The organism is Okeania sp., assembly GCF_983059655.1.
Genome location: NZ_CEZPJD010000301.1, coordinates 1 through 9,025 on the forward strand (window position 1 = coordinate 1; position 9,025 = coordinate 9,025).

The 9,025-nt window shown below is 36.6% G+C and carries 7 protein-coding genes; all 7 read right to left on the reverse strand.

Features of this window, described 5'->3' with window-relative positions; translation table 11 throughout:
• Window positions 1-770 (reverse strand): C-phycocyanin alpha-cysteine-84 phycocyanobilin lyase subunit CpcE (gene cpcE / locus AC3DU7_RS17200; protein WP_488040544.1); only part of this gene is annotated, 770 nt, incomplete at its 3' end.
• A gap of 480 nt (window positions 771-1,250) precedes the next feature.
• Entirely contained in the window at window positions 1,251-1,739 is a 489-nt protein-coding gene (gene cpcA / locus AC3DU7_RS17205) for a C-phycocyanin subunit alpha (RefSeq protein ID WP_488040545.1), read from the reverse strand.
• A 106-nt stretch (window positions 1,740-1,845) separates the two neighbouring features.
• Window positions 1,846-2,364 (reverse strand): C-phycocyanin subunit beta, encoded by a 519-nt coding sequence (gene cpcB, locus AC3DU7_RS17210; RefSeq protein WP_488040546.1) that lies wholly within the window; start codon window positions 2,362-2,364, stop codon window positions 1,846-1,848.
• Between the two features lie 292 nt (window positions 2,365-2,656).
• The gene (locus tag AC3DU7_RS17215) at window positions 2,657-3,427 is read right to left on the reverse strand and encodes a phycoerythrobilin:ferredoxin oxidoreductase (RefSeq protein ID WP_488040547.1); all 771 of its coding nucleotides are present in this window, start codon (window positions 3,425-3,427) and stop codon (window positions 2,657-2,659) included.
• Between the two features lie 697 nt (window positions 3,428-4,124).
• On the reverse strand, window positions 4,125-4,859 hold the full coding sequence (locus tag AC3DU7_RS17220; RefSeq protein WP_488040548.1) for a 15,16-dihydrobiliverdin:ferredoxin oxidoreductase: 735 nt from the start codon (window positions 4,857-4,859) through the stop codon (window positions 4,125-4,127).
• Window positions 4,860-5,526: 667 nt separating this feature from the next.
• Window positions 5,527-7,134, reverse strand: a complete 1,608-nt coding sequence (locus AC3DU7_RS17225; protein WP_488040549.1) for an adenylate/guanylate cyclase domain-containing protein — start codon at window positions 7,132-7,134, stop codon at window positions 5,527-5,529.
• Window positions 7,135-8,065: 931 nt separating this feature from the next.
• A complete protein-coding gene (locus AC3DU7_RS17230) occupies window positions 8,066-8,668 on the reverse strand; it encodes a TerD family protein (protein ID WP_488040550.1) in 603 nt (200 codons plus the stop codon).
• Window positions 8,669-9,025: the final 357 nt, after the last annotated feature.

Genomic DNA, 9,025 nt, shown 5'->3' on the forward strand with positions numbered 1-9,025 from the left:
ATTGTGAGGTGATGTTCCAAAAGTCCTTTGAGGGCAATTAATTTCATACTATTTTCGGCTAAAGTTTCTGATATTGCCTTAGCTGCAGGTAAATAACCGATCGCTGCTAAATCCATCAGTGCGGAACGTCGTAATTGTAGATTATCACCATCTAATGCTTGAGTGAGATATTCTCCATAAACTGCTTCTCCGGTTAGTTGATATAGAGCGCGAGCAGCAGCATATTGTACTTTCTCTACAGGATGTTCGATAAAAGGTTTAATTAAAGGAATTGCTGATCGAGCTTGAAGTGTTCCTAAAGCTTCAATAATGTCTTCGTAGGGTTGAACAAGATGAGGCTTACCTGGAACTAATACTGCAGCTTCGACCCCTCCATCTAAAAGTTTGATTAATGGGGAAATACAGCTAGGATCTCCTAGCATTTCTAATGCTTCTGCTGCTGCTTCTCGTACATAATAGTCTGAACTTTCCAAACATTTAATCAAAGCTGGTACAGCTTTTTTGTGTTCTAACTTACCCAAGGCCCTTGCTGCATTGCGTCTGAGAGGATACCCACCATCCTCTGTTCGGTCAGAATCATCTTCTAGTGCTGCAATTAAGCCTTCTACCGCAGCAGGTATATTTACTCGAAATCTTCCTAACCACCAAGCAGCATAATATCTTTTACCTAATTCTTCATGCCGGAGATTGGCGATCGCTTCTTCTACCGTTAGAGACTCCCCATTTTCTGATGTTTCATCTGATGGTAATTCTAAATATTGCTGCTCCATCTTTAAATATATAAGCTTTCCGTTCTACTAAACTTACCCAAACTTACCCATACACGATAACCTCCGGTTAAGGGTAAGCTATCGCACAAGCTTTGGAGCTAGCTTCCTGCTTTGCGTTCCGCAATGCTGCGCAAACACTGAAGACCACTGACCGCAGTCTGTAACTTATCTTCTCCACAGGCTTAAATTCGCTCTTGACTCAAGCTACTGATACACATAGTTTTTCAGGTTGACAGCAGCGTTTCCTACGGAATGCTCCGCAAACAAATCTCTGTCAGCTTCAAAACTCTCTTTTTTCTTCCCAAAAAATACTGATAACTGTTAACTGATAACTGAAATAACGATGCCCGGAAAGATAAACAGATACTAACTACAGGCCAGCACCTGTATACCTCTCCAGGCTACGTTGAATATTAGCTCAAAGCTATTGATTAAGCGAACATTAATTTCACTTTTATCGGTTAGTTACTGTAACAACTACTAGCTGAGAGCATTGATAGCGTAATCAATATAGTTGTTAGCTTCAGTTGCACCTTGACCACTGATTCCATGGTTAGCTTTGATGTACTTTAAAGCTTCAACATACCAGCTAGGAGATAACTCGAAAGTACTATTGATTTCATCGATACCTGCAATGAGTATCTCATCCATAGGACCTGTACCACCTGCAATTAGACAGTATGTTACCATCCGGAGATAGTAGCCAATATCACGAGAACACTTAGCCTTTCCTACAGGAGTAGAAGCATAGTTAGGTCCCTGCATGGTAGTAGTGTAGGGGAACTTGTTGTAAACTGCTTGAGCAGCTCCATTAATCAAAGTTTCAGATTTCTCAGTCAGAGCTTTAGCAGCATCTAAGCAAGCAGCAGCACGTCCGAAACGACCAAAGGCAGCGTTAATTTCTGTGTTACTTAGAAAGCGGCCTTGAGAATCAGCAGCAGTTACTGCTTCAGTTAGAGGAGTTTTCATGTTTGAGGTACTTCCCTTATTATTGTGAGTACAATTTTTGGTACAATTTTAAAAGCTGTAGAGATGCTCAAGTGCATCCTTACAAAAAAAGTTTTTTACAGTTTTTTTAGGCAACTGCTGCAGCAGCGCGGTCGAAGTAGCTACCAATCTCAGAGATTAGAGAGGCGCAATCTCCAGGAGTAATACCATTAGGATCGTTAGCCATAGCAATAGCTGCATCTTTCATTTTTTGCACGCCTACTGCTACAGAAGCACCAGGAGTTCCCAGAGCTAAGTAAGTTTCACGCAATCCATTTAGACAACGGTCATCTAGTACACTTGCATCACCAGAGAAAATAGCATAAGTTACATAACGTAGGATAATTTCCATGTCACGCAAGCAAGCAGCCATACGACGGCTTGTATAAGCATTTCCACCAGGAGCAATCAACTGAGGCTGATCTGCAAATAGAGAGCGAGCTGCATTAGCAACAATAGTTGAAGCATTGCTAGTAATGCGGTTAACTGCGTCTAAACGCTTATTGCTATCTGCTACCATTGCGCTTAGAGCGTCGATTTGGCTAGCAGTAACAAAATCACCCCTGGCATCTGCCTGGGAAACTACTTTTGTAAAAGCATCAAACATCGATTAATTCTCCTAATTTGATTTTTTTTAATTGCTTTTCGATGCTATGGGTATTTTTTTAGTTTTTTTCAGGCTAGCTGCCCATGGCTGGAAAAGTAAAATTGGATTGTTTGAGAATCCTGAGAAAATCTTACACTGTTTATGAGAAGCTTTTCAACCTTATCAATCAATGTTTTTGTTGATTTTCTTTTATCTTTATAACCCTTCAGATATTCTTTATACTATGCTGTTGTATTTTTATTTATTACAAATTATTAACAAAATTCTCTACAGTCGTAGACAGTATAGAAAGTTAAACAGGATTTAAGGCCAACTTTCTTTCTAGGTCAAATAGAAAGCCATGAATATATTCTTCTGTCCATTCAGGGCCATAAAACCGGGTAAACATTCCCCTAGCTGGATCTTTCTCGGCTCGATATCTCAGATAACGCAGTTGTGCCTGCTTGATTTCTGCTAATTTTTCTGCATTCGTAATAGGTTGTGCTTGCTTTACAAAAATTAAATAAGCTTGCAGGTAATCTTTGAAGGCTTCAAATACTCTTTTCTCGACTAATTCAGTTTTTTGAGGACGAGTCCAAAGAAAGGCTGGAGAAAAGAAGGGGGTTGCTTCTTCAGGAAAATCTCCTCCCCACGGCAAATGCTGCTGATGTGTTTGGAAGGTATCCCATATTGGCTGAGTATACTTTTCTTGATACTGAGGGTCATCCCGAAATAAGGGCTGCATATCTAGGGCAATTAGATGTCCACCTGGTAGGGTGACTAGGTCAGCTCCAAAAAATGGCAAATCATAATTAAGCTGAGGAAATATTACAAAATTTAACACTTGCAGGGCAGCGCCACCTTGAACATGAGCTGCTCTAATTTGTCGAAGCTTGGGACTACAATAGGCATAACTGGTTGTATCTACTTCTTGTTCTTTTTTGCCCTTGCCAGTTATAGCAACTTTATGTTCAAATCCAGAGGGTATGGGGTAAGGTTTTAGTTCTAGTTCTTGCTTGAGCTTAGTTAGAGCATAATCTAGAAAAGGTTGATATAAATTCACTATATTTTCAGTTGGTGTCATTTCAGTTATCAGTTATCAGTTATCAGTTATCAGTACCTCTATCTGCCTGCTTGCGCAGCATTACCTAGGAAAGTCAGAGACTTGAAATATTGAACTTTATTTTCTCTTGGTCGATTGGAGGCCAGCGCAGCTTTCCTATCTCTCCCACCCTACGGGAAGCTCCGAAGATCGACCACTTTTTCATCGTCTGATTATACCCAAGAATTAAGATTTCTACTTTCATGGTTTACACACCAATCTATTCAATGGATAGACAACTGAACAAACTTACTCATTTTAGTTTGACCGTTATAGTTATGAGTAAGTTTGATAAACTTTAGATAAGTTTTCCCTTTCTGTATTTACCCCCCTGGATCTATTAGAAGAGTGCGAGTATCAATTTTTAACTTAATAATTAACAAAATTATCAAAATAATTGGGTCTAAAACCCCACCTTTTAAGGCGAAATATTTTTGGAGAGTTACTCACGCATCCCCGTTACAAAAATCACTTCTGACTCTCTTGGTCAGCATTCCCTCTCTTGGTCGGCGTTCCCTCTCTTGGTCGGCGTTCCGCAAGCGAGCTGTCGGCGACGCGGGGTCCGACCGCTTGCGTCTGACGCCGACGCGGGTTCCGACCGCAAGCGAGCTGACGCCGACGCGGGATCTGACCGCAAGCGAGCTGACGCCGACGCGGGGTCGCACCGCTTCTGACTTCGTTAACGGGTTGCATTGGGAACAGCTAATGGTACAGCATCTTCAAACAAAAATTCGTAGAGAAATTTTTCTGACCATTCATGGCCAAAATAACTGCTAAATAATCCTGACGCTGGATCACGGTCTGCACTATATTGATCGTAATCTTTTTGGGCTTTAATTATCTTTTGAATATCTTCTGTTCGATCAAGAATTTCTGCTTTATCTAACATTTCCCAATACAACTTAATGTATTTTTTATACGCTTCAAAAAATGTAGTTTTCACTGTCTCTGCATCTGTTTTAGCAAACAGTAAATACTTGGAAAAATATTGGTTGGCATCATAAAATTTCATTTCTAATTTTTGAGCCAAGTCATTATATTTTTCGCGCAATGATCCCATTGGCTCTATATATTTTTCTAAATAAGATTCTTCTTGAAATAAAGGTTGAAAATCTAATACTATTAAGATTTTACTTTTACCAAAAGATAATAGGTCAATTCCTAAAAGTGGAATGTCATAGTAGTAACTGGGATAAAGCACACTATTAAATACCTGAGCTGAAGCTCCTGCATCAATATAGGTATAACGTATTTTTCTTAGTTGAGGACACTCATAACACCAACTTTGGATTGTGGCTTGATTCTTGCCTCGATTACTAACGTTTGCTTCTAAACCAGCAGGTATTGGTCTACTGCTTAAGTCAAATCGACTGAATAGCTCTTTTTCTAAGTGTTCTAAGAATGGCCTGTACATTGATACTTATGGTAACATATTAAATCATCTTATAGAATAATTGATGGCCATTACCTGAGTCTCATTTCTCATAAACAAAGCAATAATCCTTCATAAAGTCAAAAGGCAAAAATTAAAGATCAAAAGTCTAAAACTAGGTAGGGTTTGCTGAAAAAGTCTGATGGTGATGATAGGGAACAGGGAACAGGGAACAGGGAACAGTTTAGACTATCTACTACGACCAAATTTTCTGATAGTAAGGGTTAAAATATTAGCATTTTGAGACTAATTGAGCAAAAAAACTTGCACCCCCTCAGCAATAGTTAGGGTTTGCTGATTAAATATAAAAGTCTTTACTGATATTGGTTTTAGGCTTTTTAGGTAGTGAAAAAGTACCCCTGTTTTCCCCTAAGAATGCTCAAAAATTGAGTATTTGGGTAAGAATTGGGTAGACTTGGGCCTGGGATAATTTTTCCTTTGTATGTCTTCTACAACCCCTGATTCCTCTTGACTCTTCACTACTCCCTACTCCCTACTCCCTACTCCCTCTCTGAGCAAAAAGACTTTTTCAGCAAGCCCTATTTAAACCTGGAAGCCTTTACAGATATTGATTACAATTTTATTCAGCAAACCCTAATTATTAATTATTAATTATTAATTATTAATTATTCATTGTCGAAAGTGATTTTCAACTAATTTCTGATGGTACTTGTTGCCAAAGTAAACGATATAGTTGTATTGGTTCGTCTTTTCCTTTAACCATGACTGGTGGAACTTTTTCTAAGGGAAATTGATATTCTTTTAGTTTTTCTTGTGTAGTTTGACTAATCATGATTTCGTCAGCTTTTGCTTCACTGCATATTCGGCTAGTAACATTAGTTGTATCGCCAATAGCCGCGTATTGAATCAACTTTTCTGAACCAATATTTCCAGCTGCTACTTTACCAGAATTAATTCCTATGTGGATAGCAATTGGTTCTTGATGACGTTTTTCTCTCTGCTTATTTAAACTACGAACAGCCCACTGCATATCAATTGCTGCTTTTATCGCTTTTTCTACATCATTAGCAGTTTGATAAGGAGCACCCCAAATAGCAAATAAAGCATCTCCAATATATTTTTCCAGAGTTCCTTCATACCTAAAAACAATATCTTCTACCATGATTTTAAAATATTCATTCAACATAGATATTATTTGACGTGGCTCCATTGTTGAAGACATTTTTGTAAACCCACTAATATCAGAAAATAAAGCAGTTACTTCTGTATCAATTATTTCTAATTTTTCTGTTTCTTTAAGTTTTCTAGCTACACTTGTAGGAAAGAAACGCTCTAATTTATTTCGGATAATTGCTTCTACTTGTATCTTATTATAAAGTTGAGTATTCTCTATAGCGATCGCTGCTTGATTAGCTAAACCTGTTAGGAATTCGACATCTTCATCAGAATAAACATTTGATAATGACAAATTATCCGCATATAACACCCCAATTATTTTATCTCTAGGTTTAAGGGGTATACAAACAGCTCCATGAATTGATTGAGAAACAATTGATTCTGGATTATCGAAGCGCCGATCGAGACAAGCATTTGTGGTTAAAAAAGTTGTCCCTTTTTCTATGGCAAAGTTAGTAATATTTTTGCTATAAAATGAACCTTCTGTATTAATTCCACCTCTTCCTTTTACTGCTTTTTGTTCAAGTTCTCCAGTTGTTTCATTGACTAAAAGAATGACAGCTCGATCTACCTTGAGAATCTGAAATAACAACTCAAGAATTTTTTCCAGTAATATTTCTAGTTCAGTGGGAGAAGAAAGCTGTTTACTGACTTCCAGCAAAATTTTTAATTTGTCTACTGCTTGGAGATTACTATTTTTTTCTTTCAGTTTAAGCACTGAAAATGAGTCATCTTCTTGCTGGTCTAATAGTTCATTTAACTCAGTAGAAGTAAACTCTTGTGAGTATTGTTTAACAATATTTGTTGGACCTATATTTTCTGCCTTATTAGAATTAGTAACAAACTTAAAAGTTGCATTCCCACAATGAATTAAATCTCCTTCTTTGAGTATGCAATTATCAATTTTGATTCCATTAACAAAGGTCCCATTACTACTATTTTGATCGACAATATTCACGCTATCTTGAGAAATTATAACTTGTGCATGATGACGGGAAACACTTGTTTCGTGGGTAATAGCAATAATATTATCTCTTTCTCTACCAATAGTAATTTCACCCATGGGTAATTCATATACTTTTTCATTGCCAGTATCTGGAGCATAGATAAAATATGGCATTTACTGTACCTCCTAAGTAGTATGATTAATTAAATATATAGCAGTCCTCGGCACAGTTATGCAGAAAATATCTGAGAATTAGGGAATATTTTCACTGAGGCAAGAGTTTCAAATTTTTTACTTATATTAAGTAAGTTTTAAAACTCTTCTTATATATAATGACTGCTAAATAGGTTTTGAACAAATATTAATCTGAGAAAGTATATCCAAGAGCTGATTTATAAAGTAAATATGAAGAGTATGAATACTTTTGAAATACAAAAAATTGTGCAAATATATGAATTTCCCCATCTCCCCAAGTTCCACTCCTGGGAGCAGGGCTGTTTCATTCTCGATAGGCATGGGGACGCGGAAACAGGGAGACACGGGGATGGAGGCTTTTAAGCAGCGTTAAATCAAATATTCTATCAGAGCTTAAAGAGGCTTATTGACTAAAAAATCGGCAAATTTTGACAAATTTCACTGTTCCACTATCCCCTAATCTCTTGTTCTTCCTAAATCCTTAATTTACAATAATTTAAAACCGCCCTACCCTCCTGGGAGGGGTTAGGGGTGGGTTCCCTGCTCAATAAAATGTAGAAAAGTTTTTGAGAATTGATATTGAGAATTGATATAAGGTATTTTTGATAACCGGATTTGATATCTATAGCAATCCTAAATTGGTTGTGACAAATCAAAAAGTAGATAAAAAAACTGAAACTCTTACCTGTTCCCTGTTCCCTGTTCCCCGTTCCCTAAAGACATTAAGATTTTTATACACAAATAAAATGGGATTGCTATAGTCATCTCAGTTGAGATTAAGACAAGGATTTTTTGCCTAAGTGTTTGATTATTATCAGATTAATATTAACACCCTATTAAAAAAACCAGTATTTGAAATTCTCAAAAATACTAGTTTTTTTATTTTCAAATTGGATAAGTATGGCAAAAATTATTTCATAAATGAAGAGACTACGCCATTCATATCACTATCCAGAGGATCACCCAAAGCACTAAATTTCCAAAGTCCGTTATCTCGATAAACTGCTCCCATTAACATTGATATTTTTCCCTGATAAGTACCATTACCAGATAATGTGTGTTTTGCTATTTCTATTCCTTTATTATCGACAGCTCGAACAAAAGCATTTTCTACCATCCCAAATTGTTGCTTTCTTTCTTTAGCTTGATAAATACTTACCGCTAGGATAATTTTTTGGTATTTATCAGCAATAGAATTAAGTTTCAAAATTATTTGTTCATCATCTCCATCTCCTTCTCCAGTCAGATTATCTCCTGAATGAATTACTGTTTTATCTTTAGATTCTAAATGACCATAATAAATTACATCTTCTTTATAGTTTTTGAGCTTGTCATTTTCTTCTAATAAAATGGCATAACCATCAAGGTCAAAATCTGATCTATTACCGAATAAACCAGCTAAACCACTTGCAGATTTTGCAACATCCCATCCTAGCCCCATTGTTAGTCGTGATAGATCGTATTCACTTTTATCAAGTACAATTTTTTGTCCTTTTTCCAACTTAATAGTCATGTATTTCTCACCCTTATATAAAGTCTGAAAATTTTCAATTTAGTTAATCTGGTTTTTGCTTCAGCAATGAACTGTCATTTCAGTTATCAGTTATCAGTACCTCTGCCTGTTTGCGCAGCATGACCTAGGAAAGTCAGAGGCTTGAAAGATTGAACTTTATTTTCTCTTATTCAATCCTCTTCCTAAAAGGAAGAGGTAATTATCAATTATCAATTATTCATTATTGAACACTACCAATATTTAAACTTTAATTTTCCAAGTTTTGGGTTTTAGCTATAGCTAAACTAAAATTGAAAATAATCTCTATAGAAGCCATTTGGAATATTAGCTAATGTTGGGTTTTTAGGCCAAGAAGTG